Annotated in this window: 19 protein-coding genes and 1 pseudogene; 14 read left to right on the forward strand and 6 right to left on the reverse strand. The window is 41.7% G+C overall.

Going from position 1 to position 22,157, the window contains the following annotated elements; genetic code table 11:
- Positions 1-162 precede the first annotated feature (162 nt).
- The 3 genes from NSQ50_RS14510 (at position 163) to NSQ50_RS14520 (ending at position 3,514) form a co-directional block, all read left to right on the forward strand.
- On the forward strand, positions 163-2,028 hold the full coding sequence (locus NSQ50_RS14510) for an acyltransferase family protein (protein ID WP_076222577.1): 1,866 nt from the start codon (positions 163-165) through the stop codon (positions 2,026-2,028).
- A gap of 90 nt (positions 2,029-2,118) precedes the next feature.
- Positions 2,119-2,625 carry an RNA polymerase sigma factor gene (locus NSQ50_RS14515; RefSeq protein ID WP_038570883.1) on the forward strand — a complete coding sequence of 169 codons (507 nt, stop codon included), beginning with the start codon at positions 2,119-2,121 and terminating at the stop codon, positions 2,623-2,625.
- 1 nt (position 2,626) lies between these two features.
- Positions 2,627-3,514: an RsiV family protein gene (locus NSQ50_RS14520; RefSeq protein ID WP_036677997.1), complete on the forward strand. Its 888-nt coding sequence runs from the start codon at positions 2,627-2,629 to the stop codon at positions 3,512-3,514.
- Between the two features lie 342 nt (positions 3,515-3,856).
- Here NSQ50_RS14520 and NSQ50_RS14525 read toward each other — a convergent pair whose 3' ends face one another.
- Complete coding sequence (locus tag NSQ50_RS14525) at positions 3,857-4,441, reverse strand: AAA family ATPase (protein WP_076105648.1); 585 nt, start codon at positions 4,439-4,441, stop codon at positions 3,857-3,859.
- Positions 4,442-4,673: 232 nt separating this feature from the next.
- Here NSQ50_RS14525 and NSQ50_RS14530 point away from each other — a divergent pair, with 232 nt between their 5' ends.
- Positions 4,674-6,230 carry an ABC-F family ATP-binding cassette domain-containing protein gene (locus NSQ50_RS14530; RefSeq protein ID WP_036677991.1) on the forward strand — a complete coding sequence of 519 codons (1,557 nt, stop codon included), beginning with the start codon at positions 4,674-4,676 and terminating at the stop codon, positions 6,228-6,230.
- A gap of 106 nt (positions 6,231-6,336) precedes the next feature.
- Here NSQ50_RS14530 and NSQ50_RS14535 read toward each other — a convergent pair whose 3' ends face one another.
- The 3 genes from NSQ50_RS14535 to NSQ50_RS14545 form a co-directional block, all read right to left on the reverse strand.
- On the reverse strand, positions 6,337-6,660 hold the full coding sequence (locus tag NSQ50_RS14535) for a DUF5823 family protein (protein ID WP_235219403.1): 324 nt from the start codon (positions 6,658-6,660) through the stop codon (positions 6,337-6,339).
- A gap of 44 nt (positions 6,661-6,704) precedes the next feature.
- Complete coding sequence (locus NSQ50_RS14540) at positions 6,705-7,574, reverse strand: helix-turn-helix transcriptional regulator (RefSeq protein ID WP_076099285.1); 870 nt, start codon at positions 7,572-7,574, stop codon at positions 6,705-6,707.
- 235 nt (positions 7,575-7,809) lie between these two features.
- The gene (locus NSQ50_RS14545; protein WP_244886483.1) at positions 7,810-9,477 is read right to left on the reverse strand and encodes a ribonuclease J; all 1,668 of its coding nucleotides are present in this window, start codon (positions 9,475-9,477) and stop codon (positions 7,810-7,812) included.
- Positions 9,478-9,600: 123 nt separating this feature from the next.
- Between NSQ50_RS14545 and NSQ50_RS14550 the strand changes: the two genes are divergently transcribed.
- From NSQ50_RS14550 to NSQ50_RS14575, 6 genes are all read left to right on the forward strand, one after another.
- Positions 9,601-10,077 (forward strand): GNAT family N-acetyltransferase, encoded by a 477-nt coding sequence (locus NSQ50_RS14550; RefSeq protein WP_076144197.1) that lies wholly within the window; start codon positions 9,601-9,603, stop codon positions 10,075-10,077.
- Positions 10,078-10,193: 116 nt separating this feature from the next.
- Complete coding sequence (locus tag NSQ50_RS14555; protein WP_111504005.1) at positions 10,194-10,727, forward strand: TetR/AcrR family transcriptional regulator; 534 nt, start codon at positions 10,194-10,196, stop codon at positions 10,725-10,727.
- Positions 10,728-10,740: 13 nt separating this feature from the next.
- Positions 10,741-11,067 (forward strand): DMT family transporter, encoded by a 327-nt coding sequence (locus tag NSQ50_RS14560; RefSeq protein ID WP_036677974.1) that lies wholly within the window; start codon positions 10,741-10,743, stop codon positions 11,065-11,067.
- A gap of 17 nt (positions 11,068-11,084) precedes the next feature.
- The gene (locus NSQ50_RS14565; RefSeq protein WP_076144195.1) at positions 11,085-11,444 is read left to right on the forward strand and encodes a DMT family transporter; all 360 of its coding nucleotides are present in this window, start codon (positions 11,085-11,087) and stop codon (positions 11,442-11,444) included.
- Positions 11,445-11,734: 290 nt separating this feature from the next.
- A complete protein-coding gene (locus NSQ50_RS14570) occupies positions 11,735-15,295 on the forward strand; it encodes a discoidin domain-containing protein (RefSeq protein WP_076222575.1) in 3,561 nt (1,186 codons plus the stop codon).
- Positions 15,296-15,582: 287 nt separating this feature from the next.
- A complete protein-coding gene (locus NSQ50_RS14575) occupies positions 15,583-15,924 on the forward strand; it encodes a DUF1801 domain-containing protein (protein ID WP_076144192.1) in 342 nt (113 codons plus the stop codon).
- Positions 15,925-16,005: 81 nt separating this feature from the next.
- Here NSQ50_RS14575 and NSQ50_RS14580 read toward each other — a convergent pair.
- Positions 16,006-16,428: pseudogene (locus NSQ50_RS14580) on the reverse strand (MarR family winged helix-turn-helix transcriptional regulator).
- A 276-nt stretch (positions 16,429-16,704) separates the two neighbouring features.
- Between NSQ50_RS14580 and NSQ50_RS14585 the strand changes: the two are divergent.
- On the forward strand, positions 16,705-18,228 hold the full coding sequence (locus NSQ50_RS14585) for an MDR family MFS transporter (RefSeq protein WP_076222572.1): 1,524 nt from the start codon (positions 16,705-16,707) through the stop codon (positions 18,226-18,228).
- Between the two features lie 78 nt (positions 18,229-18,306).
- Here NSQ50_RS14585 and NSQ50_RS14590 read toward each other — a convergent pair whose 3' ends face one another.
- Positions 18,307-19,392, reverse strand: a complete 1,086-nt coding sequence (locus tag NSQ50_RS14590) for a helix-turn-helix transcriptional regulator (RefSeq protein WP_076222570.1) — start codon at positions 19,390-19,392, stop codon at positions 18,307-18,309.
- Positions 19,393-19,520: 128 nt separating this feature from the next.
- Between NSQ50_RS14590 and NSQ50_RS14595 the strand changes: the two genes are divergently transcribed.
- From NSQ50_RS14595 to NSQ50_RS14605, 3 genes are all read left to right on the forward strand, one after another.
- Positions 19,521-20,600 (forward strand): saccharopine dehydrogenase family protein, encoded by a 1,080-nt coding sequence (locus tag NSQ50_RS14595; protein ID WP_076222567.1) that lies wholly within the window; start codon positions 19,521-19,523, stop codon positions 20,598-20,600.
- A gap of 35 nt (positions 20,601-20,635) precedes the next feature.
- The gene (gene cysC, locus NSQ50_RS14600; RefSeq protein ID WP_036677951.1) at positions 20,636-21,202 is read left to right on the forward strand and encodes an adenylyl-sulfate kinase; all 567 of its coding nucleotides are present in this window, start codon (positions 20,636-20,638) and stop codon (positions 21,200-21,202) included.
- Positions 21,203-21,299: 97 nt separating this feature from the next.
- On the forward strand, positions 21,300-22,139 hold the full coding sequence (locus NSQ50_RS14605; RefSeq protein ID WP_340949588.1) for a flavodoxin family protein: 840 nt from the start codon (positions 21,300-21,302) through the stop codon (positions 22,137-22,139).
- The last annotated feature ends 18 nt before the right edge of the window (positions 22,140-22,157 follow it).

The following is a 22,157-nucleotide window of genomic DNA, read 5'->3' on the forward strand; positions in this document are numbered from 1 at the left end:
AGTTTGTGAAAGTAGTTAGATTTTTTAAAAACATCCCGCAGGGTAATTCTTGCGCGGGTGTTTTTTTACTTTTGATAACAGAATAACCAGTTAAAAGAACTTTTTGTGCTACTCCTGCGTCCTGCCTATGAACAACAAATTAAGGGTAAGGACTGAAACAGAATGAATGACAACAAGCGTTATATGCCTGGAATTGATGGACTAAGAGCTTTTTCTGTACTCGCTGTCATAGCCTATCATTTGAATTTGAAATGGGCTGGGGGTGGACTGCTGGGAGTGGGAATCTTTTTTGTGATCTCGGGTTATCTCATCACAGACCAAATCATTAACCAATGGGAGCGTCATCGAAGATTGGACCTTCTGGACTTTTGGATACGTAGAGCACGGAGGTTGCTGCCGGCGACGATAGTCATGCTGATCGTTGTCACCTTATGGCTCTTAATCATAGATCCCACGAGATTAAATGGGCTGACAGGAGATTTCATGTCATCACTATTTTACGTTAATAACTGGTGGTTAATATTTCATGATGTTTCGTACTTCGAAAGCTTTGGACCTCCTTCACCGATCGGACATTTATGGTCACTTTCTATTGAAGAACAGTTTTATATTCTATGGCCGCTGCTGCTCGTATTAGGACTAAAGATCATACCTCGTCGAGGTAAACTTACTGCCTGGATTCTGGCTTGTGCTGCTGTCTCAGCTTTAGCCATGGCTATGTTCTATGTACCGGGCACAGATCCAAGCAGGGTCTATTATGGAACAGATACTCGCATATTTGCACTTCTAGTTGGAGCGGCGCTTGCCGTTGCATGGCCTAGTCAGAAACTTAAAAATACAGTCACAGAAAGATCTCGTTATATGTTTGATATCATTGGTGCTCTGGGACTGCTGGTATTAATGGTGCTAGTTTACCGGATTAACGAATTTGATGAATCACTATATCGTGGTGGATTTTTGATCATTTCTATCATTACTGCAGTAGTGATTGCCGTGCTTGCTCATCCTGCCAGTTCTCTTGGCCGGAAAATAGGCTGCAAACCTTTGCGATGGATAGGTGTACGTTCATATAGCTTATACCTTTGGCATTATCCCGTAATTATTCTTACCAGCCCTAATGGGAATCCAGATGAGAGCGGCGTGCTTCGTATTATCCTTCAGTTAGCAGGAAGTTTTCTACTGGCAGCCTTATCATACAAATATGTGGAGGAGCCGCTCCGGCGGAAATCATTAAGAAACATTTGGAACCATTGGAGTGCGAAACAACGCCGCAGCTACCGCCCAGTCTTTCTTATGACCATGATCTTTTTGATTCTTATTCCGATTGCCTGCAATGGATATTTATCCAATGCTGAATCTGACACGCGTCCAATCGAAGTTGCAGATAAGGAGAATGTACAGCAAGAAGGAACAGCGCTAGATCCAATAGATCACAACTCATTGGCACCACCCGTAGAAAAAGATACGACGGATGTTGAGAAGCAAAAACCTGACACTGAAGAGAAACAAGCTGAACGAGAAGGAAACATAGCGGTAACCGAAAAAAATCAAACCGGAAAGAATATTACGGCCATTGGCGATTCTGTCATTTTGGATGCGGCACCATTTTTGGTAGAAAGTTTCCCTGGTATTGTTATCGATGGAAAGGTCGGCAGACAGATGATGCAGGCACAGGAGGTGGTTGATCAGCTTAGAGCACAAGGACGGTTAGGGAAGCGGATGATCATAGAGCTGGGGACGAATGGAGCTTTTAACTCCAAGCAATTACGTAAACTATTAAACTCGTTAAGCGATGCGGAGCAGATTATTTTGGTCAATACACGTGTGCCGAGAAAGTGGGAGCAGACTGTGAATTCCACCCTTTCAAAAGTTTCCAGTGAATTCAGGAATACGACCATAGTAGACTGGTACTCAGCTAGTGAAGGAAAAGACGACTACTTCTACAAAGATGGTGTTCATCTGAAACGTGAGGGTGCCAAGTATTATGCATCAATTCTAATTAAAGCTTTGGAAAAAGAAAATAAATAATTTATTTGGAATCTCCAAACTTTTTTATACTCACCAAACGTCTTACTCCTGTTACAACACCAGATCACAAACAGAGAAGGATAATCGACCATGTTGAATAGGAAAACCGAGAAAATATTGACGCGATGTATCAAAGAAAACAAAGAAAATGTATACCGGCTTGCTTACAGTTATGTGAAAAACAAAGAGGATGCCCTCGACATTGTGCAGGATTCTATTTATAAAGCGATGACACGAATGGATTTGCTAAAGGATCACGATGCCGTGAAAAGCTGGTTTTACAGGATTGTCGTGAATACCTCTTTAGACTTTTTGCGCAGAAACAAGAAGGTTCAGACGATGGAGCCAGAGATAATAGAAACCTATAGTCCGGCTGTTGAGGATAACTATACAGATATGGATTTGAAAAGAACACTGGAAGAGCTGCCGGCGAAATACCGAAGTGTGATCGTGCTTAGATATTTTGAGGATATGAAGATTAATGAAGTGGCTGAAGTTCTTAATGAGAACACCAATACAATAAAGACAAGGCTGTATCAGGCCCTTCAGTTATTGCGAGTGAAGCTGAATGATGAAGCCTTAAAGGAGATAAAGTAAGATGGACGAAAGAATACAAGAATTACATAAAGAGTATACCGATATTCCCATTCCGGATGAACTTGATTTGATTGTAAACCGCTCTATAAAGCAGTCACTTAAAGCCAATAGAAAAAAACACACAACAACTAAGTGGGTGGCTAGTGTTGGAGCGGCCGCAGTTATTTTTCTAGTAGCCATAAACACCAGTACAACCGTAGCTAGTGCATTATCTTCCATCCCAGGCGTTGATCGGATAATAAAAGTGCTAACTATTAAAGAATACGTTGTAGAAGAAGAGAACTACGATGCTAATATCAAAGTTCCAGCCGTAACGGATATGGAGAACAAAGAACTGGAGCTTGGATTGAACAGCAAATATTTAAGTGAGAATAAAGCACTATACGAAAAGTTCCAAGCGGAGATCGAAGCGTTGAAGGAACAAGGTGGGGGCCATTTGGGGCTGGATGTTGGTTATGAAGTGAAAACGGATAATGAGCATATTTTCTCCATTGGCAGATATGTTGAGGAAACCGCTGGTTCATCTTCAATGGAAGTTACTTTTGATACGATAGACAAAGAAAATCAGATCCTTATTACATTACCAATGTTATTTAAAGATGATCAATACATTGAGCGCATCAGCGAAAATATTAAAGAACAGATGATTGCTCAAATGAAAGCAGACTCTGAGAAAGTTTACTGGATCCCTGAGTATGGCGATGATGTGCCAACGGATCAGTTTACATCCATTACGAAGGATCAAAGCTTTTATATCAATACCGAAGGTAAGCTTGTGATTGTGTTTAATAAATACGATGTCGCACCGGGTTATATGGGCTCCGTTGAATTTGTGATACCAACCGCGGTGCTTGCTGATGATTTGGTCAGTCAGAAGTATATTCAATAAAAGAATTCTGGGAATAACGTCATCTGCGGTCCGAAACTCTGCGCAAAAGTTGATAAATGTGGAACTAGCGTCATCTGAGTCCAAAAGTTTAGCCAAAACTCTTTGTCAAAGCCTTAAACATCGTTTGATGTCATTATTTTACGGGGGACGCAGCAGCTATCGGACTCAGCTGACCCTAAACGCAGCATTATCGCACTTTTGCAATCCTAACGGACCGCATCGTCGCTATTGGCACGAAAAACACTCCCCAAGCACTCTTTTCTAACGAATAGCTGCACTGGGGTCCGAAACTCTGCGCAAAAGCTGATAAAAGCGGAAATAACGTCATCTGGGTCCGAAAGTTTAGACGTAAATAAATCGCTCTACTGCCGCAACGGTAGCATTAATATCCGGGTTAGAATTATCGATCAACGCAATATTTTCAGCCGGGAGCGGCCATGCTACCGTACGGTTGCCAAGAGAAGTGCGGAATTCATTCCAATGCTGGAACTTCCATTCATCTAGTGGTGATTGTCTGTCTTGAATTCGTTCCCGGTACAATTCCTCGTTGGCTAAACCTACCAAGACAACCTTGACTTCAACATCAAGGAGGGAACGTCCGATCCGAACTAACTCATTGCTGATCCAGTCAGGATTGGCCGCCTCTTTGGTGAAGGGACCAACCACAAAAGCATCGACGTCCAAGCCTATATTATCCAGCGCAGCATCCATAGTGATTCGATAACCTAAATCGCGGCATAACCTTTTGTACTCTGCTGAGTCTCTATCTGCCGGATCCAGTCCGTGTAAAGTCATTATGGCGTCGGCAGCAGGCCGTAGCAGAATATCCATATCGAAAAATGGTATTTTGCGCCGCGAAGCAATCGCTTTAGCTAACGTTGTTTTGCCTGCTCCAGCTGGACCAAGAAAAAATACAAGTTTATTCATTTCTAATTCTCCTTAGTTCTCAAGTCAACTCCAAAGTGTATCTATGCATACTATCATATAAAAGATGACGAGCGATCGCCAGCGCAAACCTAATCTCGGCAAGTGACGGTCCACAAAAACTAAAATTGTTCGCAAATTAGCCTGAAAAATGATAATTTTTTGCTTCTCCATTGAGTTTTTAGTTAATCCTGCTTATAATATAGCGAGAAAAATAAGAAAAAGGTGTCCATAAATGAGCATATTAAATGTTGAAGGATTAAGTCATGGCTTTGGGGATCGTGCGATTTTTAAGGATGTTTCATTCCGTCTCCTAAAAGGCGAGCATATCGGATTATTCGGCGCTAACGGCGAAGGAAAATCCACTTTTATGAATATTGTTACAGGCAAACTGCAACCTGATGAGGGTAAAGTCGAATGGTCCAAGCGGGTGCGTGTTGGCTACCTCGATCAGCATGCTGTGTTAACCAAAGGAATGACGATTCAAGACGTACTCAGAAGTGCCTTTCAATACCTGTTTGATCTTGAGCAAGAGATGAATGATATGTACGGCAGAATGGGTGACGTTTCACCTGAAGAGCTGGAAAAGCTGCTTGAAGAAGTAGGTACCATCCAAGATACACTTACAAATCAAGATTTTTACATGATTGATGCGAAAGTACAAGAAACTGCGCGTGGACTAGGGATCACTGACATTGGATTGGATCGTGATGTAGCCGATCTTAGTGGTGGTCAACGTACCAAAATCTTGCTTGCGAAGCTATTGCTTGAAAAACCAGATATTTTGCTCCTCGATGAGCCTACCAACTATCTGGATGAGCAGCATATTGAGTGGCTGAGACGTTATCTTCAAGAGTATGATAATGCCTTTATTCTGATCTCTCACGATATGCCATTCTTGAATAGCGTTATCAACCTGATCTACCATATGGAAAATCAAAAGCTGACCCGTTATGTGGGTGATTATGAGCAATTCCAACAAGTCTACGAAATGAGAAAACAACAGCTTGAATCTGCTTATAATCGTCAAAAGCAAGAAATAGCAGAGCTGAAGGATTTCGTAGCTCGTAATAAAGCCAGCGTGGCAACCCGTAATATGGCGATGTCCAGACAGAAGAAGCTCGACAAGATGGAGATCATCGAGATTGCCAAGGAGAAACCGAAACCACAGTTTAACTTTAAAGAAGGTAAAACTGCGGGCAAGATGATTTTCGAAGCAAAAGAATTGGTTATCGGCTACGATTCTCCATTGTCCAGACCGCTTAATTTGCTGATGGAGCGTGGACAGAAGATCGCGTTGGTTGGGGCAAACGGAATTGGTAAAACAACTTTGCTGCGCAGCATTTTAGGTGAAATCTCTGCATTGTCCGGTTCGGTAGAACGTGGATACCATCAGGAGATTGGCTATTTTGAGCAAGAGATGAAGGAAGGCAATTACAAGACTTGTATTGAGGAAATCTGGGACACGTTCCCGTCTCTGTCACAATTCGAAGTACGTGCTGCCCTTGCTAAATGCGGATTAACTACGAAGCATATTGAGAGTAAGATTGCTGTTCTAAGTGGTGGGGAAAAAGCTAAAGTGCGTCTATGTAAACTCATTAATAGCGAAACTAATATTCTTGTATTGGATGAGCCGACGAACCACTTGGATATCGATGCCAAAGATGAACTGAAACGCGCTCTAAAAGCATACAAAGGAAGCATTCTTATGATTTCTCACGAACCCGATTTTTATCAGGACATCGTAACCGATATCTGGAATTGCGAAGATTGGACGACGAAAGTATTCTAAGTATACGAGTTCAATTAACGAATCTTAAACAGGATACCTTACTTCGATTCTCCGAAGGGTATCCTGTTTTTTTATCCCGAGGCACCATCTGCATTAACTGTGACGATTAAAATTGGCGTCTGAGGCAATGATTCCATCTCTCTGAGAAATCTTGAACAGTAACGCAAAAACACCACTGAGGATGGATAATGTAACTACACAAGGTTACTAGGATACCGATGATCCAGCCTGCAAGATGGGAGACACTTTCAATGCAGATGCCTTTTATAAAATCGACTGATTTATACTTCATCCGTACCTCAAGATAGGCGTAGATGATTACAAATAGCATAAATAGACCACACCAGAGGTAAAAGTATTTTGGCAGATTCCCAGATAACAAATCCGTCAAAAATTGAATGGCTGTCTTCATGATTTCCATAATTAACACAAACAATAGATCACTCCTCAAAACTTTCCGCCGGTAAGCAAACTTTAGGCTTCAAACTTCAGATTCTGCGGTTCCGTCGGAAATTCTTCTGTCCGTGCACGGGAATCAGTGACGGGAACGTCCAGGCCTACTTCTTCAAAGGTGCAGTCATCCAGCCAAATCTTTCCGGATCCGGATAGGAGAATACCTATGTTGATACAATCCGCCTCTGCCGGGATATCCAGCACACAAGCGTAAAAATTCCAGGAAGCAGTTCCTTTAATACTTCTGTACTGCATGTTGTCAAAACCCAGCATATTCTGGAGCTTGTCATCAATACGCATCCATAAGCCGCACCAGTCGCTTACTTCTTCGGTCCGGATAAATCCGGCAAACCGCATCCGTTTCCCAAGATAATTTTTTGCGTCAAACTGCTGCATTAGAGTACCGAATTCGTTCCCTTCGAGTGGTTCAGTTTCTGCGCATTCCAGTGATACAGAGTTCCTTCCCTTATGGTAAATCTGCATATCTAATGATGCCTTATATTTGCTGGGGGATGTTCCGGTGATGAACCAACCTTTAATTTCGGACATGGTAAATTCCTCTCTTTCCTGAATCAATAGTTTTATCTGTGACCTGTATTGGGCTGGGGGGAGAGCATAAAGTCCTTTAAAAGCTCTTGTAAAAGCCTCTTGACTATCAAAACCATAAAGAAGTGCAATATCTAGAATGCGTTCTTCGGAATAGAGCAGCAGTTGGGCAGCAGAACTCAACCTACGGGAACGAATGTATTCAGCTACACTTTTGCCGACATATTTCTGAAAGAGCCGATGGAAATGATATTTGGAGAATCCAGCCTCTTTCGCAATTCTGTCCAGATTCAATTCTTCTTCTTCCAAATGGTTCTCAATAAATTCAATACTATTGTGAATCATCTTGTAATACAGCCTGATCACCTCCTTGTTCTGGTCTTAATATACCTCATTTATTTAAAGGGATTTTGATAATTCTTGCTTAGTTGTACTTCAGTATGTAGAAATTTGCACCTGAATCTAATACTATCAGCAGAATATATAAAAGAAGAGTATTAAAACTATAAAACACAAAAAGGCGAATTCTTACTCATAATGGAGTGAGAATCCGCCAATTCTATTTGGATGCATTCCTACATTAAACCTCAATGATGATTGGAAGGATCATTGGACGCCGTTTCGTTTTCTCGTATAGGAACTTACTTAATGATTCTTTGATGGTCTGCTTGATGATATTCCATTGGCCGAGATCCGTTTCGTTCATCTTTTTAAGGGTCGATGTTACATGCTGGTTGATCTCGTCCATTAAATTATCGGAGTTACGGACATAAACGAATCCCCTGGAAATGGTGTCCGGCTCATTTAATAGACGTCCATCGGTTTGGCTCAGTGTAATCACCGTAATCAGTATGCCGTCTGCTGACAGCTGGCGACGATCGCGAAGCACAACATTTCCAATATCACCGATCCCAAGGCCATCCACTAGAATTTGCCCAGCAGTCACTCGACCGGATTGGCGGACAACACCAGACGATGACTCGACGATGTCCCCATTTTTTAGAATAAAGATATTTTCTGGTTTGACGCCTACCGCCTCCGCTAACAAGCTGTGATGATGCAGCATGCGGTATTCACCATGGATCGGAATAAAGTATTCAGGTTTCATTAGAGTCAGCATTAGCTTAAGTTCCTCTTGGCTACCATGCCCTGAGACGTGAAGCTCACTGCGTGAACCATAGATGACTTTAGCACCCAGCATATATAAATTATCGACAATCCTTGAAACATTTCTTTCATTTCCTGGGATGGGATTGGCTGCGAGCAGAACCGTGTCCCCAGCCTGGATCTCCATCAATCGATGGCTTGAGTTCGCTAAGCGGGAGAGGGCGGCCATGGGCTCTCCTTGACTGCCTGTACATAAAACAGTTACCTGAGCCGGAGGAAGCTTAGCAGCTTCTGCAGGTTCGATCAGCATATTGTCCGGAATGTTTAAGTAACCGAGCTCTTGGGCTACTCCGACTACATTAACCATACTTCTGCCGAGTAAGGTCAATTTACGTTCAGTTAAATGAGAAGCATCAATGATCTGCTGTAGACGATGTACATTTGAGGCGAAGGTAGAAATAAAAATTCTACGTTCTGCTTTTAAAAAGGCTTCTTCTATGTGAGCGCCAACAAGCTTCTCAGAAGGGGTGAAGCCAGGGCGCTCAGCATTGGTGCTTTCTGAAAGCAGGATCTTTACACCCTTTTTACCGATATCGGCCATTTTATGTATATCTGGATACTGCTTGTTGACGGGCGTCATGTCAAATTTGAAGTCTCCCGTATGAACTACGGTACCTTCAGGTGTATCGAATACTACGCCAAGGCAATCTGGAATGCTATGATTTGTATTAAAAAATGTTGTAGTAATGGCACCCAGGGTTAAAGTAGATTCTGAATCAATACAATTGAGTTTCGTTTGTCGTAAAATCCCATGTTCCCTAAGTTTATTTTCGATTAATCCTAGGGTTAATCGGGAAGCATATATCGGGATATTCAACTGTTTAAGCAGGTAAGGAATCCCACCGATATGATCCTCATGTCCATGAGTAACCACCAATGCTTGTACCTTATCAATATTATTTAATAAATACGAAACATCAGGAATAATTAGGTCAATTCCTAAAAGACTTTCATCTGGAAATTTAGAGCCGCAATCAATAACGACAATGTCATCTGCGTATTGCAGGATATACATATTTTTACCGATTTCATGAACCCCGCCTAATGCTGCAATCGAGAGCTGCTTAGCTGCCATTTTCATTGAAGCCCCTCCTAAATAAATTTCTCTATATTATGTTTGATTCCCATTATAATTATCCATTCTGAAGGCTGATACAATATAATAACTGAAGAAAGCTAATCGAAAGATAGGAGAACGTTACTCATGAATATCCGACTATTACAAATGAAAGATAATAGCTCCATTGAAAAGGTCATCAGGGACTGCCTAATTGAGTTTGGCGGGAATCGCGCGGGTCTCGCCTGGGAGGATGACAGCCTGCATCATTTATCAGATTATTATAATCATAGTGAGAATCGGGCTTATTGGGTTGTTGAAGAGGGAGGGGAAGTATTAGGAGGTTGTGGAATTGCTCCTTTCGGGAATGATGACAAAATATGTGAGTTGCAAAAAATGTATTTATCTCAGTCGATTAGAGGTAACGGGATAGCCAAAGAACTTTTAAATACAGCGCTGGACTTTGCTAAGCTTCATTACAACCAATGTTATTTGGAGACACTTCAAAACATGCACGCAGCTAACCGTTTCTATATGAAAAATGGATTTGAGCTTTTGGATGAACCGCTTGCGGGGTCGGAGCATTTTGCTTGTGATGCGTGGTATATTAAAAATTTAATGTAATTGCTTTAAAAATGTTGGAGGCCTGGATTACCAGGCTTTTTTTGATCGAAGGTAATGATTTTTTATTTGACAATAAAACCGTCCAGACGGATTAGTAAATAACAGAGGTGATTATTGTGAACAGTAATTCAAAACGAAGTAGTATTTTATTAGCAGCTTCTATTGTTGTTAAAAATAATGGGGTGGAGAAGCTTACGCTTGAAGCCGTTGCCAAAGAAGCCGGGGTCAGTAAAGGTGGACTGCTGCACCATTTTCCGAATAAGGAAGCATTAATAAAAAGTATGGTGGAAGAGTTAACAAGCGATTTTTTCAGTAATGTTCAAGAAAGAGTAGGTAATGCATCTAGAGAAACGGGGAAGTGGGGACGAGCGTTTGTTCAGGCGATTGACGACGATCTTAAGGAAGAGCAAGAGATTAGCACAGCGCTTTCGGCTGCTCTTTTTACGAATCCGGATATCCTTAAGAAATTTCAAGACCAATACTCAGTATGGCAAAACAATATAGAGAACGATGGAATAGATCCTGTACGTTCCACAATTGTCAGGCTGGCAGCGGACGGTTTATGGTATTCAGAAATGTTCGGATTAGGAGCTTTAGATAAGGATTTACGAGATAAAGTAATTCAAGAATTAATAAACATGACGGAGTAAGGAGGGGCTATTGTTGAATTCATATGTGTTACTGGCAACAGCGATTATCTGCGAGGTATTTGGTAGCTCCATGCTTAAGGTTTCTAACGGGTTTAAAAAGATTTTACCTTCAATAGGAGTTGTACTCGGCATGGGTTCAGCCTTTTATTGTCTTTCTTTAGCGCTTTCAACGATTCCACTAGGGACGGCTTATGCTATTTGGTCGGGGGTAGGTACGGCTTTAACTGCGTTAATTGGAGTCATCATTTATAAAGAAAACTTCAATCTGAAGAAATTACTCGGCCTGATTCTTATCATTGGTGGAGTAGTCATTATGAAACTTTCTGGTGGATCTCATTAGAGCTTGGAGGAAATGTTATGAACAAGAATAAGGGTTTTTGGGTACTAGGGGTAGCTATTATAAGCGAAGTAATAGGTACAACTATGCTGAAAATGTCAGAAGGGTTCACACAAATATTGCCTACTATAGGTGTTATTATTGGTTTTATAATCGCATTTTATAGTTTGTCCATAAGTCTCAGAGTTTTACCTTTAAGCCTAGCTTATGCGATTTGGGCAGGTGTAGGTACAGTTCTAACCGCAATCGTTGGTATCTTAATATGGGGGGATCCATTTAGTGTGCTTACACTTGCAGGCATAGTATTAATAGTTGGAGGTGTGGTTTTATTAAACGCTCCAGATTCAGCTAATGAAAAAGAACTTAAAACCACAAGTTAATCTTCATAATAAACTAGGGCCTGAGAAATCAGGCCTTTATTTGATTGGCATGATGTTAATAGATTCCATATTTAGGGTAGTTTCGCGATATTGGTATCACATATCTTTTCCGTAGAATTACATCTTATAGCTTGATCCTCACTTTCTCTATAATGAGAGTGTCTCACATTGAAAGGAGGATCGGTTGTTATTTAATGTGCTCTGAGATGAATCGGATTGTAAACGCTATCATTCGAGCCCTCCGATAGGGCGACACGTTAGTGAGTATCTACATTAAGAGGAGGATTATAATGCGCAACAAGTATGTCGTATGGTCGCTTGTAGTAACCCTATTGATTTCAAGTTTATACCTGGCAGCGGGTCCGTTCACATTTGTTAGTGCCTCTGGTGGCGCGAATCTGACGCTGGGCAAAACTGTAACGGCTAGCGGTCAATCACAAACGTATAGTCCAAACAATGTGAAAGACAGCAATCAAGAGACGTATTGGGAAAGCAGCAATAATGCATTTCCACAATGGATCCAAGTTGATCTCGGTACTGAGACAAGTATTGACCAAATCGTATTGAAGCTGCCAACGGGCTGGGAGACGCGTACGCAAACACTCGCCGTTCTAGGTAGTACAAATGGATCTACATTCACTGACATTGTTGGTTCAGCTGATTATGTGTTCAATCCTTCAGCAGGAGGGAACACCGTTAAGCTTGATTTTTCAGCAATCAGCACTCGTTATGTACGCCTGAATGTAACAGGCAATACGGGTTGGCCGGCAGCGCAAGTATCTGAATTCGAAATTTATGGAGCCAGCACACCAATACCGACGCCAACAGTCACACCGACAGCCACACCAAGTCCAACAGCCACCCCGACAGCCACACCAACGCCAACAGCCACACCAACGCCAACAGCCACACCGACAGTCATACCAACGCCAACAGCCACACCAACTGTCACACCAACGCCAACAGCCACACCAACTGTCACACCAACGCCAACAGCCATACCGACAGCAACGCCAACGGCTACGCCTGTTGCGGGCAGTAATATCGCGGTTGGCAAATCGATTACCGCATCCTCTAATACGCAATCATTTGTGGCAGCAAATGCTAATGACAACAACACCAACACATACTGGGAAGGTGGCAGTAATCCTAGTTCATTGATACTTGACCTGGGGTCAAACTACAATGTTTCCTCAATCGTTCTAAAGTTAAATCCAACCGCTGCATGGGGAGCACGTACCCAAACGATTCAAGTGCTCGGTCACAATCAAAACACAACGACATTTGGGAATCTGGTGTCAGCACAATCGTATTCGTTTAATCCAGCTTCAGGAAATACAGTAACCATTCCTGTTACCGCAACTGTCAAACGTCTACAGCTTAATATTACTGCCAACTCGGGTGCTCCAGCTGGACAGATCGCCGAATTTGAAGTATACGGTACTCCAGCTCCGAATCCGGATTTGGTGATTGCTGGCATGTCCTGGTCACCAACGAATCCGGTCGAGTCTAATGCGATTACGCTGAACGCAATCGTAAAGAATATCGGCAATGCCAGCTCTCCAGCTACTACTGTTAATTTCTATTTAAATAATGAGCTTGTAGGCTCAGCTCCGGTAGGTGTACTAGCAACTGGAGCATCGACAACAGCATCGATGACACTTACCGCAGGAGTTAAGCCTGCCGCAACGTATTCAGTTAGTGCCAAAGTTGATGAAGACAACCTAGTTATCGAACAAAATGAAGCGAATAACAGCTACACGAACCCAGCGTCACTTATTATCGCTCCAGTGTCCAGCTCTGACTTAGTGGGAACTGTTACATGGACACCAAGTAATCCTGTTGCTAATAACAATGTAGCGTTCAATGTAAATCTTAAGAATCAAGGAACCATTGCCTCTGCAAGTGGTTCACATGGTATAAGCGTTGTTCTAAAAAACTCTGCGGGTTCCACTGTTCAAACCTATAATGGATCTTATAACGGTGCCTTAGCAGCGGGGGCATCAGTTAATGTTGCGATTCCAGGGACTTGGACAGCGATTAATGGTAACTACACAGTCACCACTACTGTTGAAGTGGATGCTAATGAGATAGCTGCCAAGCAAGCGAATAATGTAAGTGTTTCTAATCTCGTTGTCTATGCTGCGCGTGGTGCAAGCATGCCGTATAGTCGATATGATACCGAGGATGCTACTCTCGGGGGTGGCGCGACCTTGAAATCGGCGCCAACCTTTGATCAGGCATTACTCGCTTCTGAAGCTTCTGGCCAGCGTTATATAGCTCTTCCTTCGAATGGTTCGAACTTAGAGTGGACGGTCAGACAGGGTCAAGGCGGCGCAGGTGTAACGATGAGATTTACAATGCCTGACTCTGCAGATGGGATGGGATTGAATGGTTCACTGGATGTGTATGTGAATGGAGCGAAAGTAAAAACAGTTTCTTTAACCTCATACTACAGCTGGCAGTATTTCTCAGGTGATATGCCTGGCGATACACCTAGTGCAGGACGTCCACTATTCCGTTTTGATGAAGTTCACTGGAAGATGGATACACCCCTCCAACCTGGGGACAAGATTCGAATCCAGAAGAACAATGGAGATAGCTTGGAATATGGTGTGGATTTCATTGAAATTGAATCTGTTCCAACAGCAATTGCCCGCCCAGCTAACTCCGTATCTGTAACAGATTACGGTGCTGTGGCAAACGACGGACAAGATGATCTGGCAGCTTTTAAAGCTACTGTAAATGCAGCCGTGGCAAGCGGGAAGTCTATTTATATTCCAGCAGGAACCTTTAATCTTAGCAGTATGTGGGAGATTGGTTCTGCTAGTAATATGATCAATAACCTCACTATTACTGGTGCTGGTCTCTGGCACACCAATATTCAGTTTACCAATCCTAATGCTGCGGGCGGTGGTATTTCACTCCGTATTACAGGTAAGCTAGATTTCAGTAATGTATATATGAATTCTAATTTGCGCTCACGTTATGGGCAAAATGCAATTTACAAAGGTTTTATGGATAACTTTGGAACCAACTCTATTATCCATGATGTCTGGGTAGAGCATTTTGAATGCGGAATGTGGGTAGGCGACTACGCTCATACACCTGCGATTTATGCTACCGGGCTGGTAGTTGAAAACAGTCGGATTCGGAACAATCTTGCAGACGGCATCAACTTCTCGCAAGGTACTAGCAATTCAATTGTACGCAATAGCAGTGTGCGAAATAATGGTGACGATGGTCTTGCAGTATGGACCAGTAACACAAATGGTGCACCTGCTGGTGTGAATAATACCTTCTCGTATAACACCATTGAGAATAACTGGCGTGCGGCAGCGATTGCTTTCTTTGGAGGAAGTGGTCATAAGGCTGATCATAACTATATCATTGATACAGTTGGTGGTTCCGGCATACGTATGAATACCGTTTTTCCAGGTTATCATTTCCAGAATAATACGGGTGTAGTTTTCTCAGACACAACCATTATTAACAGTGGCACGAGTAAAGATCTTTATGGGGGTGAACGTGGCGCAATTGATCTTGAAGCATCAAATGATGCTATCAAGAACGTTACATTTAACAACATAGACATCATTAATACCCAGCGTGATGCGATTCAATTTGGATATGGTGGTGGATTCGAGAACATCGTGTTCAACAACATCAATATTAACGGTACAGGACTTGATGGAATAACAACTTCACGGTTCTCAGGTCCACATAAAGGTGCAGCTATTTACACCTATACAGGCAATGGTGCGGCAACCTTTAATAACCTGACAACTTCTAACATTGCTTATCCGAATCTGAATTATATTCAGAGCGGTTTTAATCTAACGATTCATTAATTTTATGTACGAGGTTGAGGGAGAAGCTCTTAGGAGCTTTTCCCTTTTTAGCTTGTAACGAGCTAATATCTCTAATTTGCAAGAAGGATAATGACTACATGAACAAGAAATTAATGTAAGGGAATTTAAACTATTAAATTTTGAAAATCTTTTGCAGATGTGTTGATTTCATCATCATGTTCGTCATAGCAGATGCGTCGGATCTCAAAGGACCACCTGATTTTGTTAAACAACTTACTGCGCTTATTCAGGCAAACCATTTAATTACTTAAAGGGAGAGATGAAAAATGAATCAGGAAGTAATCGATTTTATTGAAGCGCTTAAAGAATCATGGCAGGTGGAGTTGTCCACCTCACTACGTGAGGTTGTTCATCTGGCTATACCGGATGTGCAGGAACGTATTCAGTATAAGAAACCTCATTTTTTGAAAAATGGAAAATACGCTGCGGCCATCTCGATATCAAAAGACGCAGTCAGCTTTGTAATCTTTAATACAACCGAGCTAACGCTTCCAGAGGGAGCATTTGAGGGACCACCTGAAAGGAAAACCTTAAAGCTTCGAAAAGGAGACACATTTAATTCTGCACAGTTGGTCTCTTTAGTTGCTCAAGCTTCAGCATCTCTTTGATCCATACTTATATTAAATGGACGATATCTCAAAGTCATTTGACTTCATGGGATATCGTCCTTTTTTGATGATTATACAGTTTTAGTTACTAGTTGTAGTGCTGAGATAATGAATCTGCTCTTCCAGGATGGTACTTGCTTTGCCTAAAAATGTTGTTATCAACTCAAGCTCCTGCTCAGTAAAGGAAGACGCCAGTTTAACCATCTTAGTGTGCAAAGGAAGGTAGGCATTTCCAACCTCGTTATTCTCATATCAAGGGACAATGATCACCTTACGACGGTCATTTGGGTCATGTTCTCTGCGAACAAAGCCGTTTTTTTCAAGTCGATCAACTAATGTGGTAATGCTGCCTGTAGTAAGTCCAGTTAATTTGGATAGCTCGCCGGCGGTGATAGGACCTTTTTCCTGAAGGATATCTATAGATAGAAAATCGTTATTGTATAACCCTAAAGAAGTTGCTACTTTTTGCTGATACAAAACCGTTCGGCTGCCTAGGCCCCGCATGCGTAAAGTTAAGTCTTCCTGCTGAATTGTAACTTGATTGTGTCGATCTCTTGACAAAAGAGGACCCTCCTTTTAAAATGTTTATATCTTGATTGTCAATATAATTAATAAACAAGATGCTTGATGAACATCTAATTAATTGTCTTGATTTTATCGAATTATTCACTAATTTGCAAAGGATATAACATCACGTGGTTTGGAATGAAGCCTGTGCACAATCCTTTAACAATTAGAGTAGAACTAAACATTTGGGAAAAGTGGAGGAGAAAAAGGAGCATGGAAAAGAAAAATAAAGTTGGGGTTATTATAGTAGCTCTATTGTTGGCCACCCTTATGGCATCAATGGATAATACTATACTTGCAACCGCAATGGGAACCATTGTAGGTGACCTTGGCGGTTTTGACAAATTGATGTGGGTTACGTCCGCTTATATGATAGCTGAGATGGCGGGTATGCCGATTTTCGGTAAATTATCGGATATGTATGGACGTAAGCGATTTTTTATTTTCGGTATTATTGTCTTTATGATTGGTTCAGCTTTATGTGGTACGGCAAATTCTATTGTCCAGCTTAGTATTTATCGGGCAATTCAGGGTATTGGTGGAGGGGCACTCGTTCCTATTGCATTCACGATTATGTTCGATGTAGTGGCCCCAGAAAAACGGGGGAAAATCGGGGGGTTATTCGGTGCTGCCTATGGTATTTCCAGTATTTTTGGTCCCCTTATTGGCGCTTATATAGCGGATTATATTCATTGGTCTTGGGTCTTTTATATCAATTTACCCATTGGTGTTATTGCATTCTTTATGATCGCTTTCTTCTACAAAGAATCTGTTGAGCATTCCAAAGAGAAAATTGATTATCTTGGGGCTTTTACACTTGTAGCTTCAATCCTTTGTCTCATGTTTGCGATTGAGCTCGGGGGTAAGAAATATGCTTGGGACTCGACAATGATTCTGGGATTGTTTATGGCTTTTGTTGTGTTTTTAATTGGTTTTATTGTTATCGAACGTCGTGCAGAAGAGCCTATCATTACCTTTGGCATGTTCAAGAATCGTCTCTATTCTACGAGTAATGTTATGGCGATATTTAGCGGAGCGGCATTTATTACAGCCTCGGTGTACATTCCAATTTATATTCAAGGGGTTCTTGGCGGGTCTGCCACAAATTCGGGGCTTGTTCTACTTCCGATGATGATTGGTTCTGTTATTACTGCTGCTGGCGGAGGATTCATGCTCTCTAAATTTAATTATCGCACGATCATGATTTCTACGTTAGTACTCCTTGTTGCAGGTATTGCTCTGCTTACCACACTAACACCAGACTCCTCCCGGTTTATGGTCACTATTTTTATGTTTCTGGTGGGTCTTGGCATAGGTTCATCATTTTCTGTTCTAAGCAATGCAGCGATTCATGGATTTACAGCAAGACAACGGGGTTCTGCAAGTTCGACACTTAGCTTCACACGGGAGCTGGGAATGACACTTGGTATTACGGTATTTGGTATTATTCAAAGTCACATTTTTTCGAATAAATTAACTTCCATGTTCAGTAAAGGAGGCGCGGCACCAGAAGGTGTTAATCTAAGTGATCCAAGTACAATTTTGACTCCCGACACACGGGCCAAAATTCCCTCTGAGGTTCTTGATAAAATCACCGAAGGATTATCTTCTTCTCTTGTTCATACCTTTGCTTGGGCGATTATTCCATCAGTTATAGCTCTAATGGCAGCATTTGTGATGAGCAGGGAGAAGTTTGATCCTGCTTCTGAGCTGGAAGAATTTACGGCATCGCATTAAGGAAATAAAAGATAAAATAAAAGCCTAAGTCCTTTGTTAATAAAGGCTTGGGCTTTTTTGATAAGAAGCTCGGCGATCCTATTTCTCTGAAATGCTATATCGAGAATGTAAATGCCAGATAAGCTCTCTACGGCTGCTGACACCTGCTTTAGCGAAAATGGATTTTAAATGATCCTGAACCGTGTAAGCAGAAATATGTAACTCAGCAGCCAATTCTTTAGTAGATAATCCACGAATTACTCCTTCAAGTAAATGCTGTTCCCGTTTCGTCAGATCATACGCTTCTGCAATGATAGGAAGCATATCTGCTGGACGTGCAGGCTCGAATGAAATAGCGATTTGCGTCTGACCGTCGTATGCATGAAGCCGGCTAGCCCGGATCACTAGATAAGGTCCTTCTGACATCCGGATACAGGACTTAGCCATCCCCGAAGATTCAGAGGGACTATTGATTGCTTGTGTGCTCACCGCCCGAATTGGACGTGGCAGGATATGGTGATCAATTTTTTCTAATGAACGAAGTTTCTCTAACCAGCGGTCTGCTGTAGGATTGGAGGAGAGGAGCACTAGTTGATCAGAAAGGACAGCAATTCCGGAACCGTAATCTTCTTCCAGCCAAGTCTGATTTCTCTCAGGCAACTCAAGACTGAAAGCCCGCATTCTTGCGGCAATCTCAGGAAGAATTAAGGCTATCCACTCACAATCCTCCCGCGAAAATACAGGCTGACCCGACTTTCTGTAAAGTGTCAGATACCCCCAACACGCATCTCCATGAACAAGTACAGCGCGTAATTCATCCTCAAATCCTGCCGGAGACAGTACCTTTTGATAGCGAGCACTCAAATCTGGCTGCCCTTCGGTTGCTTCATATAAAGTAGCTACGTGCACTTTACTATGAACCATTTGCACATAGGGATTAATATCGTCTTCACCGTATTCGATCTGGAACAAGTGATGATGAATGGATTCCACGTTATCTTCTGTAACTGCACCTGTCGAGAGTAGTGTATGTGGATCAACATGGGTACAGCAGGCAGCATCAAAGGGGACAGCATCGCGTAAAATCGACAGTAATGAAGTACGGTAGCTATGTGAAGAATCAGAAACAGCACCGAACCTTATGATTTGTTGTTTAATATGATTAAGTTGTCTTATGGTTTTCATAGGTAAGCCCTCTAGTCATGGAGTATAAAAACAGGTATCCCACATTTATGGGATAGTGAAAGTAAACCATATCCGTATAATTGAGAATGGTTCTTAATTATTTCTATTATATAGGATGCGGTGATAAAATGCAGAGAAAAGAAGATATTGTAGTCGTCGGTGGATATGGCCATGTAGGGCGTACCATTTGTGAAATCTTAGAGAAAAAATATCCTGGAAAGGTATATGCTGCAGGGCGAAGCCTTGTAAAAGCAAAGCAATTCAGTCAAGCAACTGATGGGAAAATTAAGCCGATGCAGGTGGATATTAATAATCCTTTACCTACTGATAAGTTAGAACGAGTTAAATTAATCATTATGTGCTTAGATCAAACGGATGCAGATTTTGTAAGAGCTGTGTTTCGAAGCGGTATTCATTATGTGGATGTATCTGCGAACGGTTTGTTTTTGAATGAAATTGAGAAATACAAGAGAGAGGCTGAAGATAATGGGTCAAGTGCTGTCTTAAGTGTAGGACTTGCTCCCGGCATCACTAATCTCCTGGCCCTTGAAGCAGAGCGGCAGATGGATCAGATCGAGGAGATAGAAATTGCAATTATGCTCGGACTAGGTGATTCTCATGGCAAAGCGGCGCTAGAATGGACAGTCGACAGTTTAGCAGCTAAGTTCGAAGTGAAGCAGGGTAATCGCCAGGTTGAGGTGGAGAGCTTTACAGACAGAAGGTTATATCATTTTGGTGATAAGATGGGTAATCGATATGCTTACCGTTTTCCATTCTCAGATCAACAGACACTGAGCAGAACACTGAAAGCATCGTCTATCTCCACACGATTTTGTCTTGATTCAGCTATGGTTACTAAAATACTGGCAATAACGAAAAAAACAGGAGCCGTTCGCTTACTGCAAATAGGCTGGCTGAAGAATTTAATTGTTCGTGCTATGGGGCGGCTGCATTTGGGGGATGATGGGTTCGCTATTAAGGTTGAGGCAAGTGGAAGAAATTTAGAAGGTAAATTACTTCATGCGGATTTTTTATTACAAGGAAAGAATCAATCTATCATTACGGCAAAAGTAACAGCGGCAGTAGCAAAACATCTATATGATTCACCACCCCCAGGTGGAGTTTACCATATTGAGCAGCTGACTGATATAGCGTATATACAGAAGGAATTAGGATCAGCAATTTCTCTCAAGACTGCGGTAAACTAGTATAATATTAATCATATAGAAAGGGGCGTCATAGAATGAATAGAAAAGATTGGGAGCTGTTGAACGGTCATAAAGCGGGCGTGTTTTGGTTCACAGGATTATCAGGTTCAGGAAAAAGTACACTAGCACAACAAGCTGAAAAAGAATTGTTTAAGCAAGGCATAAGATGTGCTGTGATCGACGGCGACCAGCTAAGAAAAGGTTTAAATATCGATTTAGGTTTTTCAGAAGAGGATCGTAAAGAAAATATGCGGCGCGCGGCCGAAGTAGCGTCTATGTTTTTGGACCTTGGCTTTATAGTGCTTGTCCCGATGATTTCACCTTCTTCAGCTGCTAGAGAAGCGATTAGATATCGTTTTCAGTCTGGCGAGTTTGCAGAGATTTATGTGCAATGTTCATTAGAAACCTGCGAACAACGTGATCCTAAAGGGTTGTATAAGAAAGCTAGAAAAGGTGAAATTCGTGAGTTTACAGGTATTGATGCTATTTATGAACCCCCTAAACATGCCGAATTGACAGTTGACACAGAGATTTACGATATGGAGAGCAGTGTGAATCTGCTAGTTGATTTTGTTACACATAATTACGCTAAAAAGATATAGTGGGAAGTTAACAGAAGCCTAATTAAGTAGGGCTTCTTTTTTTGCATTCTCAAATGGAATTTTATCGCATAAAGGGAATCAAGGTGCTACAATATGAATGAACAAAAAAAAATTCATTCATATTTATCGGGATTATTCAAAATATGCGATATATGGAGGACTCCAAATGAAAAAAGTTACTGCATTTATTGGGAATCAGCAAAAGCATGCGACCTTTGAAGCGGTTTGTGAATTTGGCAATAATTTAAAAGCATATGGTGATATTGAATTTGAGTATGTCTTTTTAAAAGATTATCGGCTTGAATATTGCCGGGGCTGTAAGATATGTTTCAATAAAGGTGAGGAGTATTGTCCACTAAAGGATGATCGTGATGTATTGATGGAGAAAATGATTCATTCTGACGGGGTTATTTTCGCTACCCCTAATTATGCATTTCATGTATCGGCACCGATGAAGAACCTCTTGGATCGGCTTGCCTTTGTATTTCATAGACCTCGTTTCTTCGGAAAAACCTTCACGGCTATTGTCAATCAGGGGATCTTTGGAGGCAACAAAATTGAAAAATATCTTAGTAATATGGGCGAGAATTTCGGATTTCAAGTCACAAAAGGCTGTGTCTTGACTACTTTGGAACCAAGAACAGAAGTTGCGCAGAAAAAAATGACGAGAGAAATTAAGAAAGCCTCCGAAAGATTCTATAAGGACCTCATGTCACCTAAGACTCCGGTTCCTTCATTTTTCAGGTTAATGCTGTTTCGAATGTCACGTACAAGTATAAAAACAATGCTTGATGATCATTCCAGGGATTACCGGTATTACAAAGAACAAGGCTGGTTTGAGTCTGGTTATTATTATCCTGTTTCATTGGGTCCTATAAAAAGGACAGCGGGTCTGATCTTTGACTTTATTGGGAAACGTATGGCGAAGAATTCGTAACCATAAAGACACTTCCCC

Source organism: Paenibacillus sp. FSL R10-2788 (assembly GCF_038003885.1).
GTDB lineage: Bacteria > Bacillota > Bacilli > Paenibacillales > Paenibacillaceae > Paenibacillus_AQ > Paenibacillus_AQ odorifer.

Bases quoted from the DNA above. Each gene is read 5' to 3' on its own strand.
- NSQ50_RS14590 (WP_076222570.1), bottom strand. From the start codon at position 19,392: ATGAAAACCATAAGACAACTTAATCATATTAAACAACAAATCATAAGG.
- NSQ50_RS14510 (WP_076222577.1), top strand. From the start codon at position 163: ATGAATGACAACAAGCGTTATATGCCTGGAATTGATGGACTAAGAGCT.
- NSQ50_RS14540 (WP_076099285.1), bottom strand. From the start codon at position 7,574: ATGATTCACAATAGTATTGAATTTATTGAGAACCATTTGGAAGAAGAA.
- cysC (WP_036677951.1), top strand. From the start codon at position 20,636: ATGAATAGAAAAGATTGGGAGCTGTTGAACGGTCATAAAGCGGGCGTG.
- NSQ50_RS14595 (WP_076222567.1), top strand. From the start codon at position 19,521: ATGCAGAGAAAAGAAGATATTGTAGTCGTCGGTGGATATGGCCATGTA.
- NSQ50_RS14520 (WP_036677997.1), top strand. From the start codon at position 2,627: ATGGACGAAAGAATACAAGAATTACATAAAGAGTATACCGATATTCCC.
- NSQ50_RS14565 (WP_076144195.1), top strand. From the start codon at position 11,085: ATGAACAAGAATAAGGGTTTTTGGGTACTAGGGGTAGCTATTATAAGC.
- NSQ50_RS14530 (WP_036677991.1), top strand. From the start codon at position 4,674: ATGAGCATATTAAATGTTGAAGGATTAAGTCATGGCTTTGGGGATCGT.
- NSQ50_RS14575 (WP_076144192.1), top strand. From the start codon at position 15,583: ATGAATCAGGAAGTAATCGATTTTATTGAAGCGCTTAAAGAATCATGG.
- NSQ50_RS14550 (WP_076144197.1), top strand. From the start codon at position 9,601: ATGAATATCCGACTATTACAAATGAAAGATAATAGCTCCATTGAAAAG.
- NSQ50_RS14585 (WP_076222572.1), top strand. From the start codon at position 16,705: ATGGAAAAGAAAAATAAAGTTGGGGTTATTATAGTAGCTCTATTGTTG.
- NSQ50_RS14570 (WP_076222575.1), top strand. From the start codon at position 11,735: ATGCGCAACAAGTATGTCGTATGGTCGCTTGTAGTAACCCTATTGATT.
- NSQ50_RS14605 (WP_340949588.1), top strand. From the start codon at position 21,300: ATGAACAAAAAAAAATTCATTCATATTTATCGGGATTATTCAAAATAT.
- NSQ50_RS14515 (WP_038570883.1), top strand. From the start codon at position 2,119: ATGTTGAATAGGAAAACCGAGAAAATATTGACGCGATGTATCAAAGAA.
- NSQ50_RS14525 (WP_076105648.1), bottom strand. From the start codon at position 4,441: ATGAATAAACTTGTATTTTTTCTTGGTCCAGCTGGAGCAGGCAAAACA.
- NSQ50_RS14545 (WP_244886483.1), bottom strand. From the start codon at position 9,477: ATGAAAATGGCAGCTAAGCAGCTCTCGATTGCAGCATTAGGCGGGGTT.